22 protein-coding genes are annotated in these 23,331 nt (G+C 62.5%); 14 read left to right on the top strand and 8 right to left on the bottom strand.

The genetic code is table 11. The features are described 5' to 3' along the window. Positions 1-3: 3 nt before the first annotated feature. The 3 genes from lepB to I2H36_RS03685 form a co-directional block, all read right to left on the bottom strand. On the bottom strand, positions 4-780 hold the full coding sequence (lepB, locus tag I2H36_RS03695) for a signal peptidase I (protein ID WP_425523266.1): 777 nt from the start codon (positions 778-780) through the stop codon (positions 4-6). A gap of 198 nt (positions 781-978) precedes the next feature. After that, positions 979-1,377, bottom strand: coding sequence for a holo-ACP synthase (acpS, locus tag I2H36_RS03690; RefSeq protein ID WP_196262487.1), 399 nt, complete (start codon positions 1,375-1,377; stop codon positions 979-981). Next, the gene (locus I2H36_RS03685) at positions 1,374-2,132 is read right to left on the bottom strand and encodes a pyridoxine 5'-phosphate synthase (protein ID WP_196262486.1); all 759 of its coding nucleotides are present in this window, start codon (positions 2,130-2,132) and stop codon (positions 1,374-1,376) included. Before I2H36_RS03685 ends, acpS begins: the two co-directional genes overlap by 4 nt. A gap of 547 nt (positions 2,133-2,679) precedes the next feature. Here I2H36_RS03685 and rpsF point away from each other — a divergent pair. The 13 genes from rpsF to I2H36_RS03620 all read left to right on the top strand — a co-directional run bounded on the left by rpsF (position 2,680) and on the right by I2H36_RS03620 (position 15,848). Further along, positions 2,680-3,087 (top strand): 30S ribosomal protein S6, encoded by a 408-nt coding sequence (rpsF, locus tag I2H36_RS03680; protein WP_190848164.1) that lies wholly within the window; start codon positions 2,680-2,682, stop codon positions 3,085-3,087. A gap of 2 nt (positions 3,088-3,089) precedes the next feature. After that, positions 3,090-3,350, top strand: a complete 261-nt coding sequence (gene rpsR / locus I2H36_RS03675; RefSeq protein WP_036353512.1) for a 30S ribosomal protein S18 — start codon at positions 3,090-3,092, stop codon at positions 3,348-3,350. Positions 3,351-3,476: 126 nt separating this feature from the next. Next, complete coding sequence (locus I2H36_RS03670) at positions 3,477-4,436, top strand: DUF2232 domain-containing protein (RefSeq protein WP_196262485.1); 960 nt, start codon at positions 3,477-3,479, stop codon at positions 4,434-4,436. Between the two features lie 23 nt (positions 4,437-4,459). Next, positions 4,460-5,026, top strand: a complete 567-nt coding sequence (rplI, locus tag I2H36_RS03665; RefSeq protein WP_196262484.1) for a 50S ribosomal protein L9 — start codon at positions 4,460-4,462, stop codon at positions 5,024-5,026. 257 nt (positions 5,027-5,283) lie between these two features. Continuing rightward, positions 5,284-6,777 (top strand): replicative DNA helicase, encoded by a 1,494-nt coding sequence (locus I2H36_RS03660; RefSeq protein WP_190848167.1) that lies wholly within the window; start codon positions 5,284-5,286, stop codon positions 6,775-6,777. Further along, positions 6,774-7,940, top strand: coding sequence for an alanine racemase (gene alr, locus I2H36_RS03655; protein WP_196262483.1), 1,167 nt, complete (start codon positions 6,774-6,776; stop codon positions 7,938-7,940). The genes I2H36_RS03660 and alr overlap by 4 nt, the downstream gene beginning before the upstream one ends. Continuing rightward, the gene (gene radA, locus I2H36_RS03650) at positions 7,940-9,349 is read left to right on the top strand and encodes a DNA repair protein RadA (RefSeq protein ID WP_196262482.1); all 1,410 of its coding nucleotides are present in this window, start codon (positions 7,940-7,942) and stop codon (positions 9,347-9,349) included. Before alr ends, radA begins: the two co-directional genes overlap by 1 nt. Before the next feature lie 218 nt (positions 9,350-9,567). Then, a complete protein-coding gene (locus I2H36_RS20280) occupies positions 9,568-10,695 on the top strand; it encodes a cadherin domain-containing protein (protein WP_343234387.1) in 1,128 nt (375 codons plus the stop codon). 183 nt (positions 10,696-10,878) lie between these two features. Further along, positions 10,879-11,895, top strand: a complete 1,017-nt coding sequence (locus I2H36_RS03640) for a zinc-binding dehydrogenase (protein ID WP_196262481.1) — start codon at positions 10,879-10,881, stop codon at positions 11,893-11,895. Between the two features lie 149 nt (positions 11,896-12,044). After that, positions 12,045-12,650: a CvpA family protein gene (locus I2H36_RS03635; protein ID WP_196262480.1), complete on the top strand. Its 606-nt coding sequence runs from the start codon at positions 12,045-12,047 to the stop codon at positions 12,648-12,650. Positions 12,651-12,797: 147 nt separating this feature from the next. After that, complete coding sequence (purF, locus tag I2H36_RS03630) at positions 12,798-14,285, top strand: amidophosphoribosyltransferase (protein WP_196262479.1); 1,488 nt, start codon at positions 12,798-12,800, stop codon at positions 14,283-14,285. A 6-nt stretch (positions 14,286-14,291) separates the two neighbouring features. Further along, a complete protein-coding gene (locus I2H36_RS03625) occupies positions 14,292-15,035 on the top strand; it encodes an SDR family NAD(P)-dependent oxidoreductase (RefSeq protein ID WP_196262478.1) in 744 nt (247 codons plus the stop codon). A 39-nt stretch (positions 15,036-15,074) separates the two neighbouring features. Further along, positions 15,075-15,848, top strand: a complete 774-nt coding sequence (locus tag I2H36_RS03620) for an SDR family oxidoreductase (protein WP_196262477.1) — start codon at positions 15,075-15,077, stop codon at positions 15,846-15,848. Here the strand turns inward: I2H36_RS03620 and I2H36_RS03615 are convergent, their stop codons facing one another. After that, positions 15,849-17,159, bottom strand: coding sequence for an NAD(P)H-dependent oxidoreductase (locus I2H36_RS03615; protein WP_196262476.1), 1,311 nt, complete (start codon positions 17,157-17,159; stop codon positions 15,849-15,851). Positions 17,160-17,346: 187 nt separating this feature from the next. On the opposite strand from I2H36_RS03615, the gene I2H36_RS03610 reads away from it, so the two are divergent. Beyond that, positions 17,347-17,916: a calcium-binding protein gene (locus I2H36_RS03610; protein WP_210330900.1), complete on the top strand. Its 570-nt coding sequence runs from the start codon at positions 17,347-17,349 to the stop codon at positions 17,914-17,916. A gap of 66 nt (positions 17,917-17,982) precedes the next feature. On the opposite strand, the gene I2H36_RS03605 is transcribed toward I2H36_RS03610, so the two are convergent. The 4 genes from I2H36_RS03605 to I2H36_RS03590 all read right to left on the bottom strand — a co-directional run bounded on the left by I2H36_RS03605 (position 17,983) and on the right by I2H36_RS03590 (position 23,289). Continuing rightward, entirely contained in the window at positions 17,983-18,246 is a 264-nt protein-coding gene (locus I2H36_RS03605; protein WP_196262475.1) for a hypothetical protein, read from the bottom strand. A 442-nt stretch (positions 18,247-18,688) separates the two neighbouring features. Further along, a complete protein-coding gene (locus I2H36_RS03600) occupies positions 18,689-20,623 on the bottom strand; it encodes an ATP-binding protein (protein WP_196262474.1) in 1,935 nt (644 codons plus the stop codon). Between the two features lie 401 nt (positions 20,624-21,024). Continuing rightward, positions 21,025-21,600, bottom strand: a complete 576-nt coding sequence (locus tag I2H36_RS03595; protein WP_196262473.1) for a YdeI/OmpD-associated family protein — start codon at positions 21,598-21,600, stop codon at positions 21,025-21,027. A gap of 276 nt (positions 21,601-21,876) precedes the next feature. After that, positions 21,877-23,289, bottom strand: coding sequence for an aminotransferase-like domain-containing protein (locus I2H36_RS03590; protein WP_343234386.1), 1,413 nt, complete (start codon positions 23,287-23,289; stop codon positions 21,877-21,879). Between the last annotated feature and the right edge of the window lie 42 nt (positions 23,290-23,331).

The following is a 23,331-nucleotide window of genomic DNA, read 5'->3' as shown; positions in this document are numbered from 1 at the left end:
GGGTCAGCGGATCCCCTCGAAGAGACGGTTCCAGCGGATCTTCTGCGGCCATTCCCAGGGCCGCCAGAGAGACGCGCTCTCGTCAATCGAGAAGAAGATGATCTCGGCGCGGCCCACGAGATTCTCGAACGGCACCTGGCCGACGCTCGCCTCGTCGCGGGAATCGGTGGAGTTGTCCCGGTTGTCGCCCATCATGAAGAAGTGGCCGGGCTGCACCGTGTAGACGTTGGTGTTGTCCCAGTAGCCGCGATCGTTGTCGCGCTCGATCACGAAGTGGGACACGCCGCCGGGCAGGGTCTCCCGGAACTGGGGAACGCTGACGGTGCGACCATAGAGGTCGGTGGTCTTGTAATCCTCGACACGCTCGCGCTGGACCGGCTGGCCGTTGATGTGCAGCACGCCGCTGATCACCTGGATCTTGTCGCCGGGAAGCCCGATCACGCGCTTGATGTAATCCGTCGAATTGTCCTTCGGCAGCTTGAACACCGCGATCTCACCGCGCTTCGGCTCTGAGCCGAAGATGCGTCCGGAGAAGAGGCCCGGGCTGAACGGAATCGAGTGCTTGGAATAGCCGTAGGAATATTTCGAGACGAACAGGTAGTCGCCGATCAGCAGGGTCGGGATAAGAGAGCCCGACGGGATGTTGAAAGGCTGGAACAGCACGGTGCGCACGACCACGGCGATCAGAAGGGCCTGGATGATGACCTTGATCGTTTCCCAGAGGCCGCCTTCTTCGTTCTTCACGGTGCTACCTACGTATTTGCCGGTTTTTTCGCTCACGTCACTCGACCTATGCTCTTTGGACAGGGCAGCTTCTGCCGCCTGCCTCTGCTGTGACAGTCGAGAGGGGTTTGCACTCAGCCCCGGGTGCAAGCCTCTCTCGATATCGTCGTTTCGGCATCGGATTGCGACCGGGAAGGCCGCTTTGCCGCGCCATGCTCTAGCCTAAGCCGCGCCCTGCCGCAACGCAGCCCCGCCTCACGCCGGCAGCGCCTCGATGATCACGAAGGCCTGTGCCATGGGCGGATCGTCCGTCAGGGACACATGGACGACGGCCTTATGCCCTGCAGGCGTCATGGCCTGCAGGCGCTCCTGGGCACCTCCCGTGAGGCGCATGGTCGGGCGTCCACCGGGAAGGTTGACCACCTCCATGTCGCGCCAGAAAACGCCATGACTGAGGCCCGTCCCCAAGGCCTTGGCGCAGGCCTCCTTGGCCGCGAAGCGGCGGGCGTAGGAGGGAGCTCGGGCGGCACGCCGGTCGCTCCTGGCCCGCTCACCCTCCGTGTAGATGCGGTGGGTGAAGCGGTCACCAAAGCGCTCGATGGACTTCTCGATACGGCGAATGTCGCAGAGGTCGGATCCGATGCCGAGAATCATGCCCGCACCTGCGCCCGGCCCATGTCCATGGCAGCGCGCATGGCCCGCACGGCCTCTTCAAGACCCACGAAGATGGCCTCGCCGATGAGGGAATGGCCGATATTGAGCTCCACGATCTGCGGGATAGCCGCGACAGACCGGACCGAGCTGAGATCGAGCCCGTGGCCTGCATGAATCTCGAGGCCGATCTTCGCCCCGTGCACGGCCGCCCGGCGCAGGCGCTCCAACTCATGGGCAACCCTCGCCTCGTCACCTTCGACAACGGCTTCGCAATAGGTGCCGGTATGGAGTTCAACCACAGGCGCCTGCAGGTCGCAGGCGGCGTCCATGACCTCAATCTCCGGTTCGACAAAGAGGGACACGCGGATACCCTCGCCTTTCAGTTCCTTGATCGCCGGACGCAGATGGGCATGGGCGCCGATGATGTCGAGCCCCCCTTCGGTGGTGCGTTCCTCGCGCTTCTCGGGCACGAGGCAGGCCGCGTGGGGATGAAGCCTGGTGGCGAGGCCCACCATCTCCGAGGTCGCCGCCATCTCGAAGTTGAGCGGCACGAAGAGCTGGCGCTTGAGCCGCTCCATGTCCTGATCCCGGATATGCCGCCGGTCCTCGCGCAGATGGGCTGTGATCCCATCGGCCCCCGCCAGAACCGCCAGATGGGCAGCCCGGATCGGATCCGGATGGGTACCGCCGCGGGCGTTCCGCACGGTGGCGACGTGGTCGATGTTGACGCCGAGGCGCAAAGGAGGAGCGTTCATAAGGGTGTTTTAGCCTAGTGTAAGCCGCTGACCAGAGTTGTGTTGCGGCCGAAGAGCCCTATCAACGGCAAATCGTCGCGCACCGTCATTCCCGGTCGAAGCGTCAGCGGAGGGGGAAGGAATCCACTCACACGCTCAGCGCCATGGGTCCCCCTCCCAACCAGCGACCGCCGGAGAAGGCACCCGCCACGTCATGGCCGGGCTCATCCTGGCCATCCCGATGATGTGAGGCTCAGCGCTTCTTGGACCGGGATCACCGGCACAAGGCCGGTGATGACGTGGGAAATTGCAGACTCCTGCGCGCTTGCCTTCCCAGCCCAAATCGCCTATAGCCCCCGCTTCGCGTTCGCTCCGGCCGGGGGCTGAACGGACGGTATGGCTTGGCCATGCAGGGTTTTAACGAACCCGTCGTCCCGTGTCTCCGCCTTCGACAATCGCTCGGGCCTTGCAGGCTCGAAGGGCTTGGCGCCGATCGGATGCGCGAAACGGCCGAGACACTCGTCAAAACAGTGCAAGGCTTGTCCTCAAACCCTGAGAAAGGCCCATTATGCCTCTCTATGAGCATATCTTCATGGCTCGCCAGGATGTCACCCCGCAGCAGGTCGAGGCTATGGTCGACCAGTACAAGGGCGTCATCGAGCAGAACGGCGGCAGCGTCGACAAGACCGAAATGTGGGGCGTGAAGTCCCTCGCCTACCGCATCAAGAAGAACCGCAAGGCGCATTTCACGATGTTCAACCTCAACGCTCCGGCTCCGGCCGTGGCCGAGATGGAGCGTCAGATGCGCATCAACGAAGACATCCTTCGCTTCATGACCATCAAGGTCGAAGAGCTCGAGACCGAGCCGTCCGTGATGATGCAGAAGCGTGACCGCGACGAGCGCAAGGACCGCGAGCGCCGTGAGCGCGACACCGACGGTGTCGGGTTCGCTGGCAACGAAGGCGAGGAGGCTTAATCATGGCATTTGGTGCTACTGGTGGGGCCGCTGGCGGTGGTCGTCGCCCCTTCTTCCGTCGTCGCAAGACCTGCCCGTTCTCGGGACCGAACGCTCCGAAGATCGACTACAAGGACACGAAGCTCCTGTCCCGCTACATCTCCGAGCGCGGCAAGATCGTTCCGTCCCGCATCACGGCCGTGTCGGCTAAGAAGCAGCGCGAGCTCGCCCAGGCGATCAAGCGCGCCCGCTTCCTGGGCCTGCTGCCCTACGTGATCCGCTAAGCAAGACCTTGCGGGCCGCCACGCGCGGCCCGCATCCTGACGATAATCGCCCAGCGGTGAAATCCCGCCGGGTCAGTTGAGGCGGATGCCTCTAACCCTGCCAATGAGCAGCGGGACAGCGAGACGATGAATTTTGTAGCAACAGGCATAGGCGCTGGGCTCGTATCGGCCCTCCTGACCGCGGTGATCGTCAAGGCGACCCCGCTGGCGGCCATGCTGTATCTGCTTGCCCCCATTCCCGTCCTGATCGTGTCCCTCGGCTGGGACCACCGCTCCGGCCTCGTGGCCGCCCTCGTCGGCGGCCTGGCCATCGGGCTGATCCTGTCGCCGCTGAGCGGCCTCGGCTTTGCACTCATCACCGCCCTGCCCGCGTGGTGGCTGGCCTATCTGTCCCTGCTCGGCCGCCCCGGACCTGACGGCACCATGGAGTGGTATCCGGTCGGACGGCTTCTGGCCTGGGCCGCAGCGACGGCTGCGCTGACCATCATCGCCGCCGGCGTGATTTCGACAGGCGGCGATTACGGCGCCTTCGAGCAGAACACCCGCGAGGTGGCCGAAGCCTTCGTCAACGCCCAGTTCGCAACCGGACCCGAGGGGCTCGATGCCGACACCCGCGAGCAGCTGATCGCCATTTTCACGCGTCTGACGTCGTTCCTCTCGGCCCAAGGCTTCGTCACCGTGCTGGCCCTTTATCTCTGGGCCGCCGCCCGGATTGTCCTGGCGTCTAAGCGCCTGCCGCGGCCCTGGCCATCGGTGCCGGAACTGATGATGCCGCGCTCCGCCGGGCTGATCCTGATCGGAGGACTCATCCTGGCGAATTTCGGCGGCTTCGCCGGCGCGCTGGGCATGGCTCTGTCGGGCGCCTTCCTGATGGCCTTTGCCCTGCAGGGCCTGGCTGCCATCCACGACCGCACACGAGGTCGTTCGGGCCGCTCGTTCCTCCTGAGCGCCCTCTATGTCCTGATCTTCGTCACCCAGGGTATCCTGATGGTTGCCCTGGCTCTCTTCGGCATTGCCGATTCCACCTTCGGCCTGCGCCGCCGCTTCGGCACGCGACCGACCCCACCGCCTACCCTTTCAACCTGATCACGAACCTAAAGGAGACAACCATGGACGTTATTCTTCTCGAGCGCGTCGCAAAGCTCGGCCAGATGGGCGAGACCGTGAAGGTCCGTTCCGGCTATGCCCGAAACTTCCTCCTGCCGCGCGGCAAGGCTCTGCGCGCCACCGAGGCCAACAAGAAGCACTTCGACGCCCAGCGCGCCCAGCTCGAGGCCCGCAACCTTGAGCGCCGCAAGGAAGCAGAGACCGTCGGCGAGAAGCTGAATGGCCAGAGCTTCATCATCCTGCGCCAGTCTGGCGAGACCGGCGTGCTCTACGGTTCGGTTTCCACCCGCGACCTCGCCGAGATCATGACCCAGAACGGCTTCACGGTTGACCGTAACCAGATTGCCATCAACCAGCCGATCAAGAACATCGGCTTGCACAGCGTGCCGGTCGCCCTCCACCCAGAGGTCGAGGTCAAAGTGACCATCAACGTCGCCCGCAGCCCCGAGGAAGCCGAGCGTCAGGCGCGCGGCGAGGCTGTCACGACCCGCGAGGAGACCAACCTCGACGACCTCGGCCTCGAGGTCGGCGCGGCCCTCGCCGAAGCTGGCGGCGACGATGAGCTCTAAGCTGGAGCGGTTGCCCTAGTTCTTGCTTTGTTCTAAAATGACGCTCTCTGTCGATTCGATGGAGAGCGTTTTTTCTTTGGGTTTCGGGCTTGTGGGAGAGTCAAGCCAAGACGCATGCGAAAAGATGGACGGTGTGAGAATCGAGGACAGCGAGGACAGTTCGAACGGAGTCGGACTTCGTGTCCGAACGGCAACCTTTAGGACACCAATTGCGGTCTAAGAGACTCTAACCCTTCTCCTGTTTCCCGGAGCGCCGGATGGCCACCGCCAATGCCCTAATCGCCCGTCTCGAGACTGCCGAGCCGCAGTTTCGGACGCCCCCCAGCAACATCGAGGCCGAACAGGCCCTGCTGGGCGCGATCTTGGTCAACAACGACGCCTACTACCGCGTCTCCGACTTCCTCGAAGCCGTTCATTTCATCGAGGACCTGCACCGGCGCATCTACGAGGTGGCTACGAGCCTGATTAAGGCCGGCAAAGTCGCGACCCCGATCACCATGAAGACCTTCTTAGGGGACCAGGATCTCGGTGGCATCACGGTCTCGCAATATCTCGCGCGTCTGGCCGCCGAGGCGACCACCGTCATCAACGCGGAGGATTACGGTCGCGCCATCTACGACCTCGCGATCCGCCGGAACCTGATCAATATCGGCGAGGACATGGTGAACGTCGCGTTTGACGCGCCTGTGGATTCCTCGCCTCGCGAACAGATCGAGGAGGCGGAGCGACGCCTCTACGCGATTGCCGAAACCGGCCGTTACGACGGTGGCTTTCAACGCTTCTCCGATGCGCTCACGGCTGCCATCGACATGGCGGCGGCGGCCTATAAGCGCGAGGGAGCCCTGTCGGGCATCTCCACGGGCCTGAAGGACCTCGATAAGGCCCTCGGCGGCCTGCAGCCCTCCGACCTTGTTATTCTCGCCGGACGTCCTGCGATGGGTAAGACCTCGCTGGTGACGAATATCGCGTTCAACATCGCCAAGGCCTACCGGGCCGAGAAGCAGCAAGACGGCAACCTGAAAACGGTCAATGGCGGCATCGTGGGCTTTTTCTCGCTTGAAATGTCGGCCGAGCAGCTCGCTACCCGTATCATCGCCGAACAGTCGGGCGTGCCCTCCTATAAGATCCGCCGCGGCGACATGCGCGAAGACGATTTCTACAAGATCACCGAAGCCGCCCGCGAGATGCAGTCGATCCCGTTCTACATCGACCAGACCGGCGGCATCTCCATCGCCCAGCTCGCGGCTCGCGCGCGCCGTCTCAAGCGCCAACGCGGCCTCGATATCCTCATCGTCGACTACCTGCAGCTCCTCTCCGGCTCGTCCAAGAAGGGCGAGAACCGGGTGCAGGAACTGACCGAGATCACCACCGGCCTCAAGGCGCTGGCCAAGGAATTGTCGGTACCACTGGTCGCCCTGTCCCAGCTCTCCCGCCAGGTGGAATCCCGCGACGATAAGCGGCCGCAGCTCTCCGATCTTCGTGAATCGGGCTCGATCGAGCAGGACGCCGACGTGGTCATGTTCGTTTATCGCGACGAGTACTATCTGAAGAACAAGGAGCCGAAACCCGGCACCGAAGAATACTTCAAGTGGCAGTCGGAAATGGATCAGGTCCACGGCAAGGCCGAGGTCATCATCGGCAAGCAGCGTCACGGACCGACCGGCACCGTGCAGCTGGCCTTCCAGGCCGACATCACCCGCTTCACCGACCTTGCGGATGAAGACAAACTTCCCGAACGGATTGGCGATTGACCAAGCATACCTCTCAGACCAGCAACAACGGCAGCATTCCTGAAAACGCCGCCGGCGGCATCCTCCATATCGACCTCGACGCTCTTGCTTCCAACTGGCGCAGCCTGCGCGATCATGCGGGCGGCGCGGAGACGGCGTCTGTCGTCAAAGCGAATGCCTATGGCATCGGCATCGAAAAGGCCGTCCCCGCTCTCAGCGCAGCCGGCTGCCGCACCTTTTTCGTGGCGCATCTGAGTGAGGCGATCCGTGCCCGCGTTGTAGCTCCTGATGCAACGATCTATGTGCTGAACGGACTCTTCTCCGGCACCTGCCCGACCTATGCGGAATTCGACTTGCGCCCGGTTCTCGGCTCCTCCGAGGAGATCGAGGAGTGGGCCGGCTTCTGCCGAGCGCAATCGGAGAAGCTCAAGGCCGCGATCCATGTCGATACCGGCATGAACCGCCTCGGGCTCACGGTGCCGCAGGGACTGACGCTCAAGGATCGCGCGGAGCTGAAGGACTTCGAGACGGCCCTTCTCATGAGCCATTTCGTGAGTGCCGAGGAGAGCGACAACCCGCTGAACGCTCAGCAGATCGAGGCCTTCGAGGCCATCCGTGCGTCGCTGCCTGGCATTCCGGCTTCGCTGCCCAACTCCTCGGGCATTTTCCTGCGCGACAAGCCTGGCTACGATCTAGTGCGACCCGGCTATGCCCTCTACGGCGGCAACCCGACGCCGAGTACCGACAACCCGATGCGTCCAGTCGTCGGCTTAGAGGCCCGCATCGTGCAGCTGCGCTGGATCGAGGCGGAGCACACCGTGGGCTATAACGGCCGCTGGCTCGCGCTCGACAAGCGCCGCATCGCGACGCTCTCCGTGGGCTATGCGGACGGTTATCCGCGCTCATCAAGCGCACGAGGCAAGAGCGGCGAAGAATTGCTGGCCGGCATGGCAATCGTCGCCGGCCAATCCTGCCCCTTCGCCGGCAACGTCTCCATGGACCTGATCACCATCGACGTGACGGATGTGCCGGAGACGCAAGTGAAGCGCAGCGACACGGTCACGCTGATCGGCGGCCAACTCACCATCGACGAGGTCGGCCACCGCGCCGGCACCATCGGCTACGAGATCTTGACCAATCTCGGCGCGCGCTACGCTCGTATCTATCGCGGAGGAGAAGGCTGATGGCCAAGCAGCGTCACCCCGCCTTCGTGTGCCAGGAATGCGGCGCGGTCTATAACCGCTGGAAAGGCAAGTGCGAGGCCTGCGGCGGCTGGAACACCATCGTCGAGGAAGCAGGCTCCGCAAGCCCCATGGCCGGCCCCGTGGCCACCCGCCCCTCTCGGGCCAAAGGCCGCATCTTTCCGCTTGAGGGCCTTCAGGGCGAGACCAAGGAAGCCCCGCGCACGCCCTCCGGCATCGCCGAACTCGACCGGGTCACCGGCGGCGGCTTTGTGCATGGCTCGATCATCCTGCTCGGCGGCGATCCCGGCATCGGCAAATCCACCCTCCTGATGCAGGCCTCCGCTGCGCTGGCCATGCGCGGTGAACGCGTCGCCTATATCTCGGGCGAGGAGGCGGTGGCCCAGGTGCGCCTACGCGCCGAGCGGCTCGGCCTCGGCCAAGCGCCCGTCGAGCTCGCCTCCGAAACCAATGTCGAGGATATCATCGCGACCTTGAGCCAGGGCCGTCCCCCGGCACTCGCGATCATCGACTCGATTCAGACCATGTGGACCGAGACGGTGGAATCCGCCCCCGGCACCGTCACCCAGGTGCGCGGCTCGGCCCAGGCGCTCATCCGCTTCGCCAAAACCACCGGCACGGCCGTCATCCTCGTGGGACACGTGACCAAGGATGGCCAGATCGCCGGCCCCCGCGTCGTCGAGCACATGGTCGATGCCGTGGTCTCCTTCGAAGGCGATACCGGCCATCATTTCCGCATTATGCGCGCGGTGAAAAACCGCTTCGGCCCCACCGACGAAATCGGCGTCTTCGAGATGTCCGATCAAGGCCTGCGCGAGGTCCCCAATCCCTCCGAGCTGTTTCTCGCCGGCCGGGACATGGCGACGGCGGGAACGGCGGTGTTCGCCGGCATGGAAGGCACGCGCCCGCTTCTCGTCGAGATTCAGGCTCTCGTTGCCCCATCGTCCCTCGGCACGCCGCGCCGCGCCGTGGTCGGCTGGGATCAGAGCCGTCTGTCCATGGTGCTGGCCGTGCTGGAGGCCCATGGCGGCCTGAAGCTCGGCATGCACGATGTCTATCTCAACGTCGCCGGCGGCCTGCGCATCACGGAGCCTGCAGCGGATCTTGCGGCAGCCGCAGCCCTGGTCTCTTCCCTCTCAGGCAATCCCCTGCCGCCCGATACAGTCTATTTCGGCGAGATGGGCCTCTCCGGCGCCATTCGGCCGGTGGCTCAGGAGCAGGCGCGGCTGAAGGAAGCGGCGAAACTCGGATTCTCGAGTGCTGTCTCGCCTCAGCCGAGGCTGGACAAGTCCAAAGGCAAGAGTGAGCGTCTGCCCCTCGCCACATCGTCCATCGGCCATATCACCGACCTGGTTGCTAATATCGCAGCCCGCCGGCGGAAGGCCTCTTAACCCAGTCCATCAGCCAAACTGCCTATGCCTTAAGCTCAACTTGACAGGTCAATGCAATTCTATAACGCTCTAGCAAGTTTTGGTTATACCATCGATTTACCTCGACCGAGATATAAGGTCGGATAAGTCTCCAGGGGACAGCAATGCCAGCTACAATCGAGTTCTTACCCTCACCTCGCAGTCTCTCAGAAGACGCCGGCGCCGACGCAGATGCTGTCGTGGCTTTCGAGGTCACTGGTGGCGTAGTTGGCGAAGAATTCGAGTTCGAAGTCTCTGATAAGCGCTTTAAAATCGCATACAACGACGTGTACGAGTATTGGGAGCTTCTCCTGGTAGGGGACAATCTGTTGAATTTCGAGCAGGCCTCGTCGCTGAATCTGACGATCACTGCAACCGGAATCACTCCTGCGCAGATTACAATTAACATAACGGACGTCGACGAGGCCCCCACGGACATCCTCGTCACGGGCGGCACAATCGCTGAAGACGCGCCGGTTAATACGACGGTTGCGACCTTGGCAGCGGTCGATCAAGATCTTGGCGAGACATTCACCTACAATCTGGTCGATGGCAACGGTACAAACATTTACAACGACTACTTCACGATCGACGGCAGCAGCATCAAGCTGAAAGCTGGTGTCGATAACGACCAGGTCGGCACGCACAAGCTGCGCGTCAAAGTGACGGATTCCAACGGCCTCTCCTATACGGAAGAGGTGACGATCACCGTCACGAACTCCGCCGAAACAGCTATCGGCACGGGCAAGAACGACCGTCTCACCGGCACCACCGACATTGACATCCTCAGCGGCCTCGGCGGTAACGACACGCTCTTTGGTCTGGCCGGCAACGACACGATCAACGGCGGCGCGGGCAAGGATAAGCTCTACGGCGGCGACGGCCAGGACACCTTCGTGTTCGACACGCCCGTAAAGAAGGGCCATTTCGACCAGATCATGGACTTCAAGCCGTCCGACGACACGATCCAGATCAGCCTGGCAGCCCTGAAGGCGTTCAAGGTCAAGGGCCCTAAGAAGGGCGACGTGCTGTCCAAGAAGAGCGCGGACGACGACAAGGGCGGCAAGCCCGACGACAAGGGCGGCAGCAATAAAACGGTCGGCTTCGACAAGCTCTTCGTGAAGGGGCAGAAGCTCCAGAAGAAGTTCTTCAACGTCGGCACCAAGCTCGACGACACTCCGGACGGATCGAACGACTACATCTTCTACAACAAGAAGAACGGTTTCGTTTACCTGGATGTAGACGGGTCGGGCAAAGGTAAGGGCATCGAGATCCTCAAGGTGAAGCCCGGCATCATGCTCACCGCCGACGACTTCCTGTTCATCTAAGCTCGTCTAACTGCAAAGCCCGAGAGGCTCCGGCGGCAACGCCGGAGCCCTTCTTTTTCTTTACGACCCATTGAAGACAACAGCTGAGACTTGACGGAGCAGGATGGCGCATCGACCTAATGGGACGATAGGAGCACGCCCAAGGCAGAGTGGCGTGCGAGCGCCACCTTAGGAGTCTCATCGGTGACAGAACAGAACCTGCAGATCCTCCTCGCCTCGCGTCCAACCGGCCGCCCGACCCCCGATAATTTCAAACTTGTGCGGACGCCCATTCCTGTTCCCGGCGAAGGCCAGGTGCTGCTGAAAATCCGCTATCTCTCGCTCGATCCCTACATGCGCGGTCGGATGAGCGCCGCGAAATCCTATGCGGCTGCGGTCGAGATCGGCGAAGTGATGGAGGCCGGCACGGTCGGTGAGGTCCTGGAGAGCCGGCATCCCGATTATGAGCCCGGCGACATGGTCCTGTCCTATTCCGGCTGGCAGTCCTATGCGGTTGCAGATGCCAACGCCCTGCGCAAGCTCGATCCGGACCAGGCGCCCCTCACGACCGCGCTCGGCGTTCTCGGCATGCCGGGCTTCACCGCCTATGCGGGCCTGTTGACCCTCGGCCAGCCAAAGCCCGGCGAGACCGTGGTCGTGGCCGCAGCGAGCGGACCTGTCGGCTCGGCCGTCGGGCAGATCGCGAAGATCAGGGGCGCCCGGGCCATCGGCATTGCCGGCGGTGCTAAAAAATGCGCTCTGGTGCGGGATGAGTTCGGCTTCGATGCGGCAGTGGACCACCACTCGCCCACTTTCGCGGAGGATCTACGGGCGGCCTGTCCGGACGGGATCGACGTCTACTTCGAGAACGTCGGCGGCAAGGTCTGGGACGCGGTCTTCCCCCTGCTCAACACCTTCGCCCGCATTCCGGTCTGCGGCCTCATCGCGCAATACAACGCCACGGGAGCATTCGAAGGGCCGGACCGCCTGCCGGTCCTCATGCGCGACGTTCTCACCAAGAGCCTGACGATCCGCGGTTTCATCCAGCGCGAGTTCAGCGACCAGCGTCCCGCCTTCTACCAGGACATGGCCGGGTGGATCGCCGATGGCCGCGTAAAACACAAGGAGGACATCGTCCAGGGCCTTGAGAGCGCGCCGGAAGCCTTCATCGGGCTTCTGGAGGGCCGGAATTTCGGCAAGCTGATCGTCGAGGTCGCCTGAGCCCACATCCTGCGGGAGGCGGCAGCCGCCGCCTTTCCCGGGCTGGCTCAACTTCCCCGGGGTGACGAAAGCCTTTCTTAACGCTATAGAGCCAGGCTTCGAACCCGCAAAGGCGGCTCCATTCCTGTTCATCTGCGTAGGCCCGGCCCATGCCCTTTTCCGTTCTGGACCTCGTCGTTATCGGTATCGTCCTGATCTCGGCTCTTCTTGCTGCCGTGCGCGGCTTCACCCGCGAGGTGCTCGCCATCGTGGCGTGGGTGGTGGCGGCCGCGGCCGCCTGGTACCTACACCCGACCGCCCTGCCGATCGCCCAGCAATACATCAACAGCGGCACGGTGGCGCTCGTGGCCTCCATCGGGGCGATCTTCGTCATCACCCTGATCATCGTGTCGATCATCACAGTGCAGATCTCGGACCTCATCCTCGATTCCCGGATCGGCGCTCTCGACCGGACGCTCGGCCTGTTCTTCGGCGCGGCCCGCGGCTTCCTGATCTGCGTGATCGGCTGGGCCTTCCTGGGCTGGCTGCTGCAGGGCAAGGAGCCCGAATGGGCGACCGCCTCCAAAACCCGCCCGGCCATGGAGAACACCCGCGACAACATCATCGCCATGCTGCCGGAGAATGCCGAGGCCCTGATCCAGCGCCTGCGCAACAAGGACGCCGCGCCGGAAGCCGAGCCGGCCGAGCCCGATCCGCAGCGCCCGACAGCCCCTGCCGCGCCCGCAGCACCGCAGCCGCCCCAGCGGCGCAGCTAAGCATCGGCCCAAAAAGTGGAATGCACTTTTGGGGCCAAGCCGATGCGCCAAGCGTCTGGCAGCCTCAGAATAGACGTTGGCGTTTGGCTCGAGGATGACTACATAGGGGCGGCGCCGGTGCGGGCGCGAATCCCAAAGGTATGATCGATGGCTGCTTTGTCTGAGACGTGGCAGGTCACCCCGAAACAGGTGAACCTCGACCTCGACGGCGATACCCTGCGCGAAGAATGCGGCGTCTTCGGCATCTACGGGCACCCGGACGCGGCGGCCATCACGGCGCTTGGCCTCCACGCCCTGCAGCACCGGGGCCAGGAGGCGGCCGGCATCGTCACCTTCAACGGCTCGGTCTTCAATTCCGAGCGCAGGCTCGGCCTCGTGGGCGACAACTTCTCCGACCGGGCCACCATCGAGCGCCTGGAGGGCCTCTCGGCCATCGGCCATACCCGCTACTCGACCACCGGCGAGACGGTGCTGCGCAACGTCCAGCCGCTCTTTGCCGAGCTTGACGGCGGCGGCTTCGCGGTGGCCCATAACGGCAACCTGACCAACGGCCTGACCCTTCGCCGGAACCTGATCCGTGACGGCGCCATCTGCCAGTCCACCACGGACACGGAGGTGATCGTCCACCTGGTCGCCCGCAGCCGCAAGGACCGGGTCATCGACCGTTTCGTCGAGGCGATCCAGAAGATCGAGGGCGCCTTCGCCCTGGTGGCGCTCACGAACAAGAAGCTGATCGGCGCCCGCGATCCTCTGGGCATTCGCCCGCTGGTGCTGGGCGAGCTCGACGGCCGCTACATCCTCGCTTCCGAGACCTGCGCGCTCGACATCATCGGCGCCCGCTTCGTCCGCGACATCGAGAATGGCGAATGCGTGGTGATCTCGGATGAGGGCATCGAGTCCTTCCGCTACGCGCCGGCAGTGGCGCCCCGCCCGGACATCTTCGAATACATCTACTTCGCCCGACCGGATTCCGTCGTGAACGGTCGCAGCGTCTATGAGATCCGCAAGAAGATGGGCCGTGAATTGGCCCTCGAATCCCCGGCCAATGCGGACGTGGTGATCCCGGTGCCGGATTCCGGCGTGCCGGCGGCGCTCGGCTATGCCCAGACCTGCGGGCTGCCTTACGAGCTCGGCATCATCCGCAACCATTACGTCGGCCGCACCTTCATCCAGCCGACCCAGTCGGTGCGTGAGCTCGGGGTGCGCATGAAGCACTCGGCCAACCGGGCGGCCATCGCCGGCAAGAGCATCGTCCTCGTGGACGACAGCCTCGTGCGCGGAACCACCTCGGTGAAGATCGTCCGCATGATGCGCGAGGCCGGCGCCAAGGAGGTTCACTTCCGCATCTCCAGCCCGCCGATCACGCACCCGGACTTCTACGGCATCGACACACCGGAGAAGGAGAAGCTGCTCGCGGCCACCCATGACCTGGAGCAGATGCGCCAGTATATCGGGGCGGATTCGCTGGCCTTCCTGTCCATCGAGGGCGTCTACCGCGCCATGGGCGAGACGGGCCGCAACCCGGCCCAGCCGCAATTCACCGACCATTGCTTTACGGGCGACTACCCGACGCCGCTGACCGACCTCACCGTCGCCACCCCGCGCCGTCTCGCGGTTCTCGCCGAAGCCGACTGAGGAACCATGGACAAGCCTCTTCAGAACCGCGTCGCGGTCGTCACCGGCGCTTCGCGCGGCATCGGACGCGCCGCCGCCCTTGCTCTGGCCGAAGCCGGCGCGCATGTGATCGCGCTGGCCCGCACCCAGGGCGCGCTCGAATCCCTCGATGACGAGATCCGCGCCAAGGGCGGCTCCGCCACCCTGGTGCCGGTCAACCTGAAGGACCTCGAGGCCCTCGACCGCCTGGGCGCCGCGATCCATCAGCGCTGGGGCAAGCTCGACATCCTCCTCGGCAATGCCGGCCAGCTCGGCGAATTGGCGCCGCTTGCCCATATCGACCAGCCAGTCTGGGACGAGGTGATGGCGGTGAACGTCACGGCCAATTACCGCCTGATCCGCTCCCTCGACCCGCTGCTGCGCGCCTCCGACGCCGGCCGCGCGATCTTCATCACGTCGGGCGCCGCCCACAAGCACAAGGCCTATTGGGGCGTCTATGCGGTCTCGAAGGCCGCTTTGGAGGCCCTGGTGCGCACCTATGCGGCCGAGACGGTGACGACGCCCGTGAAGGTCATGCTGCTCAACCCCGGTCCGCTGCGCACAAGCATGCGACGCGCCGCCATGCCTGGCGAGGATCCGCTGACCCTCAAGACGCCGGAAGACCTCGCGCCTCACATCGTGAAGCTCGCCCTGCCCGCCTGGGGCCAGACCGGCAAGATCTACGACTTCACGCAGGACGGCAAAGTCATCGAGCCGCAGCCGCCGGCCTGAGGCGCTCTTGCGCCTTCCGGCCTCATCATCAGGTGAAGCATGTCTGCACGCGACTTGTTCGATCTGACCGGGAAGACGGCGCTTGTGACCGGCTCCTCCGGAGGCCTGGGTCTGGCGATGGCGCGCGGCCTCGCCGAGGCGGGCACGGCCGTCATCCTCAACGGGCGCGACGAGGCCAAGCTTGCCGCTGCCGCGCAAGCTCTGGCGGCAGCCGGTCACCAAGTCACGACCAGCAGCTTCGACGTGTCCGATGAAGCGGCCATCATGGCTGCGTTCGACGGGTTCGACCGCGCCGGCACGAACATCGACATTCTCGTCAACAATGCCGGCATCCAGCTGCGCAAGCCGATGGTGGATCTGGCCGCCGACGAATGGCGGCGGGTGATCGAGACCAACCTCACCAGCGCCTTCATGGTCGGCCGGGAGGCCGCCCGACGCATGATCGCCCGGGGCCAGGGCGGCAAGATCATCAATATCGGCTCGCTGACGAGCGAGGTCGCCCGCGCAACCGTTGCGCCCTACACGGCGGCGAAAGGCGGGATCAAGCAGCTGACCCGCTCCATGGCGGCCGAATGGGCCGTGCACGGCATTCAGGCGAATGCCATCGGCCCCGGCTACATCGTTACCGACATGAACAAGGCCCTCGTGGAGGACGCCAAGTTCGACGCCTGGGTGCGGGGCCGCACGCCGTCCGGCCGCTGGGGCATGCCGGATGATCTGATCGGGGTTGCCGTGTTCCTGGCGTCGCCCGCCTCGGCCTATGTGAACGGCCAGATCATCTACGTCGACGGCGGTATGCTGGCCGTCCTCTGATCAGCCCTCTCCGAACCGATCAACCATCTCCCGGCGCACCCGGACGGCGAGCCGTTCTCCATCGAGCGCCACGTCATCCTCCGTCACGGCCGACCCCGCGGCGACATCCCGGGTGAGGCGTACGCCGTGGGCAAGACCGATGGGCAGCATGCGCCCGGCCTTGCTGCGGGAGGCCGGCGCCAAGCGGCCGTAGACTGTGTAGCCGCCCTCTCCGTCCAGCATCTCGCCGGCTTTAAGATCCCGCTTGGCGACCGCCACCGCGTCGCCGCGCCAACCGCGGGTCGAGCCTGTCGGCTCGCCGCGCAGGGCCGCACTCAGCACGGAGATCGACAGCTCCAGGCCGATCAGGTGGAAGGGCTTGTACATGGCGGCATAGCGGCCCGTTGAGTCGGTCGGCAGACCGTATTGCCTGAAGCAGGCGGCGGCATAATCGTTGGGGGCTTTCAGCACCACATAGACGCCCCAGCGCAGGTCGCGGAACACAGGCCGCCCGTCCCGCTCCAGGGACGACACCACCTCGACCATGCCGTCGTGATCCAATTGCCCGCCGACGTTTCTCGGCCGCAGCACCTGGGCGAGGTCATCGACCCCGCAGGGCGGGAAGCGCAAGCCCTCCTCCGGCACATCGAGATCGCACGCATTGGCGATGGCCGCCATCTCGATGGCCGATTTGGTGCCGTCGAGAAACGAGTTGAACATCTGCGGGTTCATGCCCCCGGCCTTCGCCTGCTCGGGCGTGAGGCCGTAATGGGTCCAGACGTCGTCGGGCGTGACCTGATGGAAGTGCGGCAGATATTTGGTGCCCTTGCCGGCGGCCGCGACCGTGAAGCCCGCAGCCCTGGCCCAGTCGACCATCTCGGACACGAGCGCCGGCTGGTCGCCGTAGGCCATGGAATAAACCACGCCGCGCTCCCGCGCCTTGTCGGCGAGCAGCGGCCCCGCCAGCACATCCGCCTCCACGTTGACCATGAGGATGTGCCGGCCCGCCTCGATGGCGGTGAGCGCATGGCGGATGCCCGCCTCAGGATGCCCGGTCGCCTCGATCACCACCTCAACGTCATCCGCCCGGCAGGCCTCAATCCCATCGGCCACGAAGCGGGTTGCGCCGATCCGCACGTCGTCCCAGCCGACAGTGCGGCACGCCTCCCGGGCCCGATCCGGGTCGAGATCGGCGATCACCGCAACGTCCAGCCCGACAATGGTCGGCACCTGGGCGAGGAACATGGAGCCGAATTTTCCCGCCCCGATCAGCGCCACGCGGACGGGATGGCCGGATTCGACGCGGCGGCGGAGCAATGGGTGCAGGTTCATGGGCCTTGGGCTCTCGGTCTCGGGTTTCCTCAACCCCGAGGCTCGAAGCTGGGGCCCTGTCTGTCAATGGCCCGCTCTGTGCGCCGGAACACATACCTATCGTTAGGTAATAGCATTGTGTTAATCCGTGTCTGTTTTCATTCAACCCGATTCGAGATCGGGGCAGACCAAACTGGAGGGCGATGACATGAGCACGAGGAACACGTCGAAGGGCAGTTGGAGCATGCCGGGCGTCGGCGAGAAGCAGGATGCCCTGTGGGGCGCGGCTGCCCTCAAGCCTCCCCCGTTCGGCACACCCGGCAACGACGTGCTGAAGGGCGATAACGGCGTCAACGGTATCCCTGGCTTCGGCGGGAACGACACCATCTACGGCTATGGCAGCAATGACGCCATCATGGGCGGCGCAGGCAACGACAAGCTCTATGGCGGCTCCGGCTCCGACCACTTCCGCTTCGACACCAGGCTGAATGCGAAGACCAATGTCGACAAGATCATGGACTTCAAGCCGAACGAAGACATCATCGAGCTGGCCCGCTCGCCCTTCAGCAAGGTCGGCAAGGCCGGGGCTGTGCTGAAGGAAGCAGCTTTCTATGCGGGCACGAAGGCCCACGATAAGGACGACCGCATCATCTACGACAAGAAGACCGGCTCGCTCTATTACGATGCGGACGGCAAGGGTGGCACGGCGCAGATCAAGTTCGCGACCATCGCAAACAAGGTCACTCTCGCTTATGATGACTTCGTGATCGCCTTCTGAGCCCGTCTTTGCCTGTGCAGACCAAGCCCCTCCGGCGACGGAGGGGCTTTTTTGTTGTAGCCGCTGCTAGTGCCGCCGCAGCATGGCCTCGAAGCTGGCGCGCTGGGCGATCCAGAACTCCCGGTGCTGGTGCATGTCCTCCAGCACCGCATCGGCGAAGCGCTTGCGATCCTCGAAATAGCACGGCGGACCGTAGCCGCCCTGGCAGCAGGCCTGCTCGCGGCACCGGCGCCGGCGGCAGGTGGACGGCACCCGGATCACGTCGGCAAGGCGCCTTAAGGCATCGTCGGCATCGGGCATTTGGGACAGGATGGTGCGAACACGGCTCATGCTGAAACCTCGTGCATGAAAGAGCTGAATGAAAAGATCGGGAACATAGGCATGACCCTGCGGGCCCAGGAGCCGTTTCGGCTCCGAGCCTTTTGAGGCAATCGAGGGTGGCGCGAATGGCAGCCCGGCTCGATGATGGAAGGTGAATGGAAGAGCCGGAGTGCCTCTTCGCGCACGGCTTCTTTAGGCGGACAGGCGAGACCAGCCCGGTGACCGTTCCAGGCGTTACCCGTCTGCTCGACGGGGGCCTTGAACCGATTCCGACCACCGGCCCACAGCCTGGGCCTCCTGTCGGTGCTGCTTGCGAGGCTGCACCACAGGACCGTGTCTGCCCCCACACTGCGACGCCTCGCGAGCGCGCCCCTCGATAGGAGCAGATCTAGGGCAATGATATAGCCGAGGTTAGGATAAATGTCAAGAACAAAAGATGAACAACCACCTTCTAACGGTGCTCGCCGAGGATATTCAATTTGTCGAAGAAGATGCGATTTCGCCTCTCTGCGTCTCGGAGCAGCTTATTGTAGTCCATAATCTCATAGTAGATACGGCGACGGGAGTGGTAGCCATAGTAGCCTTGATTATCAGGCATAAGTTGAGCCCCTTCCATATCCATCATCACATTCCTCAAGCTATCCGTGATGTCACAAATGACGTAGCAGAAAGCTGGAATCTCCCTGGTCGCGACAGAAATCGGTCTTCCTTTCTCATTCTTAAATTTTCCTGCACGAATATCTTCAATCGCTTCAAATGACTGCGTTAGCGGATTATCATCACTCTTGTAGTCATCACGCATTGGACGCTTAAACTCCACAACGATAATAGAGTTTATCGGCTGACCTCCCTCAGAAAAGAGGACCCGCCTGTCAAATATGAACAGATCAGGCCTCTTAGAAGAGGCATTTTCTATATGCTCAATGCTACTTAATGGCTTATCGGACGAGATGAACGAATGATAGGTAAGCTTCTCATCTATAATCCATAGATTATGTCGGTCGTACGGCACGTCATCAGATGTTGTACGCATTGGGAATATTATGTTGTGAACCGCCCTCTCAAGTGGATATTGCTCTTTATCCGGCATACGCGATATGGCTCGATCTAGAAACTCTAGGATGATCTTTCGATGCGCCACATGTTGCGCCAAGGCTGAAACGCCAAGCTCGTTATATCTAGTCATGAAGTCAGACAAACGTTCTTGATAGCCTTCGTAATCATCGATTTTCTCTGCTTCTTTGATGATACGAGAACCCTCTTGCTTAAGCTTGACCTCACGCTGATAGAGTTCGCGATGAAGAGCTGCCTCAAGTTCTGACTTTGAAGCCGTTGGAGAGATTTTATCTATAAATTCGCTTCGATACTTCAGCAAAACTTTGTATTGTGGAGCATCCTCCTGAACGTACCTAAAAATCTTTTCTTCTTTCAAATCGTTTATGCTTGATATTATATCTCTCAAATCATTCGATATATTCGAAATACACTCTTCTCGAATGTCGGAGCGATTAATCTCATCGTCAAAGAATGTGGCCTGCTCGGATTCGGAATCATCTGCAGACGCCATCTCGAAGTCAGTTCGGACATGGTTCACTCGCTGATTGAGATAGTCGCTCTGAACGACAGCTAGGTAAACAAAAGAGCTTCCATCCTCCAAGGGCAGCCGCCCAGTAAGATTCGGTATATAATCCTCGAGCTTTTCACTTACTACTCCACGATGGTTCGCAGCATATATCAACCGGTGCTTTGATACACGCGGGGTGGTTAACTTAAAACCGTGTAAGCTAAACTCTGTCCCTTTGATTTTGAATTTAAATGATGTCGCCGTGGATTTGAATTCTCTTATAAATATGTCATTGAGAATTATCCGCTTACCCAGATCATGTATTTCTACTTCTGGACACTCATCTTGAAGGAATACCAACAGAAAATGTTCTATGAGCCTTTGAGCAATTTGCTCCGAATTTCGCGGGCACTCTGACTTATACGGCTCTTTGAAGTTAATGAGGCGGACCACAGTCCCTACGCGACCCGAACTAATCTCTTGGCAAGGTGCCTTTTCAGGATCGTAGTCCCCGTCAAATACAAACTTCCGCTGAACTAAGATGTTTGAGTCCTCGAAGATACTATCAACCTCAACACGATCGAACGCCTTCAACCAAATGAATCTTCCAAGCCCTTTGCCACCACGCGAAGATTTATATTCCGAGAAGGCAGTGTTGAAGGAGTCAAAGTTATCGTCATCGAAGCCAATTCCTGTGTCAGAAACTGTAAATCCATTGATAGGTGCGAGTTCATCACTCAGAATCTCCGGATCGCGATGGATATCGATGACCACCTTATGAAAACGCTTTGGGGCGTCTTGAACCGCTTGAAGGGCGTTCATCACAGCCTCAAAAAGCGGAAGCAACGGCCTCCATTTCGGCAACACTGTTTGACGTACTTGGCCCCGTAAGTTCGTTTTAAGCATTTTGCCTACCCCGTGTTACGACCAAGTTAGTAGAACTAAAACGGAATTTATACTCAACTTTTGCGTGAGTTCATGGCGGGTCTCGTCCGAGCTACAGGGGGCTATCCGGATTACTGACCGCATCTCGATGTGGCCAACGACGGGATCCGCTGCGAGTTGAGCCTCGAACTTTCCGGCATTTCGCTTCGCACACTTCTTGGCGGATAGTAACCGCAGCGGATCGAACAGCCCTGCCCGTCATCTCCGAACTTGTTCCGGGGACACACGTCTTTGAAGCGCTGCGGCCCTTGCCGTCGCCGCCTTTAGGATCTGAGCGCTCAGTGAAACCGCTCGCCGCGATCGAGTTGGGCGAGGATCTGGGCCATTCGCTTCGCTCGCGTCTCAGGTCGCTTTGCCGTGTGAAGTCGATAGTAGATCGGATAGAGGTTCTTGCGGTCGAGGGTGTCGAAGAACGCCTTGGCGGCGGGCATCAATGCGAGCGCGTCGAGAAAGTCCTGGGGAATGGTCATCCCGGCTGAGCCCGCATAGGCGCTCTCCCACCGGCCATCCGCCTTTGCCGCCTCCACATGTCTTAAGCCGGCCGGCATCATCCGCCCTTCGGCGATCAGGCGCATCGCGTGCTCGCGGTTCTTGCTCGACCAGTTGGACTTCGGCTTCCTAGGCGTGAGGCGCTGGAGATAAGACTCGGCGTCGAGCGGCTGCTTCTGGCCATCGATCCAGCCGAACCGGATCGCCTCGACAACACAGTCGGTCCACGTCACGGATGGCTTGCCGGAGCCGGCCTTGAAGATCCTGACCCAAAGCTCAGTGGCGCTGTCATGATGCTTTGACAGCCAATCGCCAAGGGCCGTCGCGTCTTGAAAGGATATCGGGATTCGCTTTGTCTCGGTCATGCTTCAATGTAGGGCAATGAGACGGGTGCACGAAAGGCCGCGTCGCTGCCATTAGCGCACGCGCCGGGTCTGGGATTGATCATGGACCGCAGCTCTTGCCCCGGGTCTCCACGTTGGTTCATCGATCCGTCCTCATCCTGAGAGGCTGGCCTATAAAGGACTAACCGACATCCGCACGTCATCACCGGCCTTGTGCCGGTGATCTCGATGACTTGAAGCGCTGAGATCGACAGCATCGGGATGGCCGGGACAAGCCCGGCCATGACGACGAGGGTTTCATGACTGCGCCAGCTTCATCGCCTTTTCCAGCACCGCGAACACGCCCTCGTCCGCGCATTGCGCCACGTTGAAGCGCATGGAGCTCCTGGCCGTCTGCGCGGGACTGAACACGTTGCCGGGCGCGAGCACCACGTCGTCGTTCAGCGCGTGACGCGCGACAACGGCGGCGTCGAGATCCTGCGGAAGGTGACACCAGAGGAGCATGCCGGCTTTCGGCACGATCCAGGGCGTGATGCCGAGCCGCTCCAGGCGCGGGATGACGGAGGCCATGGTCTTTGCAAGCCGCGTGCGTAAGGACTCCAGGTGCTTGCGATAGCCGCTTGAGCCGAGAACGCCGAGCACCAACTCTTCCGCGAGGCGGTTGCTGGAGAAGCCCGTGGCGATCCTCAAATCCGTGAGCTTATCGATCCAGTCGGGTCTCGCGGCGATGTAGCCGCAGCGGAACGAGGCCGAGAGGGTTTTCGAGAAGCTGCCGATGCGCACCACACGCTCAAGGCCATCGAGGGCCGCGAGGCGAGGCGCGGGCTCGTGCTCGAAATCGGCGAAGATGTCGTCCTCGACGACCGTGAGGCCGTGCTGCTCGGCGAGCTTCAGGAGGCGGTGCACTGTCACGCCGGAGAGGGTGGCGCCGGTCGGGTTGTGCAGGCCGGAATTGGTGATGTAGAGGCGCGGCTCGTGCTCGGCGAGCGCCTGCGCGAAGGCGCCGAGATCGAGGCCGGTCGGGGTCATCGGCACGCCCACCACGTTCACCTGATGGGCGCGCAGCAGCGCCAGGAAGTTGAAATAGCAGGGGTCGTCCACCAGCACCGTGTCGCCGGGCTGGAGCAGCATTCGGCACACGAGATCGATGGCCTGCGTGCCGGAATCCGTGAGCAGGATCCGGTCGGGTGCGGCCTCGACACCCTGCTCCGCGAGGCGACGCGAGAGGAAGCCGCGCAAGGCGGCCAGGCCAAGCGGCGTGCCGTAATCGGTGAGGCCCGTTGCGTCCTTCGTGCGCGCCAGGCCACGCAGGGCCCGGCGGATCTCGTCCTCGGGCATCCAGGAATCCGGCAGCCAGCCGCAGCCGGGTTTCAGCACTCCCCCCCGCGCCTCCAGGGATTGCCGCGAGACCCAGAACGGATCGACCGCCCGGTCGAGGCGCGGGGCGAGCTCCGCCAAGGACAGGGGCGCGAGACTGGCCGCGCTGAAAAAGCCGGAGCCCGGCCGGGAGCGAATGACGCCTTCGGCCGCGAGCCGGTCATAGGCCTCCACCACGGTGGATTTCGACACCTGCATGGTCTGGGCGAGCGCCCGGATGGATGGGAGCTTGCCGCCCGGCGGCAGGGCGCGGCTGGCGATCCGGTGGCGGATCGCCGCCATGACGTGCTCCACGAGCGTTCCGTCGCGATGGGTGAAGGTGAGATCGTCCACTGTACCGCCCGCCGTTCCATGACAGTTCGGCTTAACCGTACT

Origin of the sequence: Microvirga terrestris (assembly GCF_015694425.1) — a bacterium.
GTDB classification, from domain to species: Bacteria; Pseudomonadota; Alphaproteobacteria; order Rhizobiales; family Beijerinckiaceae; genus Microvirga; species Microvirga terrestris.
Note: the sequence above shows the minus strand (reverse complement) of the source record. Positions and strands in the feature narration are given on the sequence as shown.